Source organism: Christensenella hongkongensis (assembly GCF_000981035.1).
GTDB classification, from domain to species: Bacteria; Bacillota; Clostridia; order Christensenellales; family Christensenellaceae; genus Christensenella; species Christensenella hongkongensis.
Genome location: NZ_LAYJ01000109.1, coordinates 1 through 262, shown reverse-complemented (window position 1 = coordinate 262; position 262 = coordinate 1). Strand labels below are relative to the sequence as shown.

The following is a 262-nucleotide window of genomic DNA, read 5'->3' as shown; positions in this document are numbered from 1 at the left end:
GCCGTACCCATATCGGGCGTGGAAAGCGTATACTCTCCGCTTGTCAGCACTTTATCCGCGCCGCCATTTGTATAATGCGCGGTTACTTCCAGTCCCGCAGCATCAAAGGTATCACCCACCGTGTATATTGTCTTCGTCGGATTCTCTGTTACTTCGATGCTGTCCAGAACAGGCGCGGGGGCGTTTACTGTAATGTCAAAACTCGCCGTCTTTTCTACGCCATCCTCTTCATACGTCACTGTAACCGTTTTCGTTCCTGCCG

General features: G+C 51.9%; 1 protein-coding gene. It reads right to left on the bottom strand.

Annotated elements, in window-relative coordinates; translation table 11 throughout:
• On the bottom strand, positions 1 to 262 hold a 262-nt coding region (locus CHK_RS09770), incomplete at both ends, for a bacterial Ig-like domain-containing protein (RefSeq protein ID WP_046443881.1).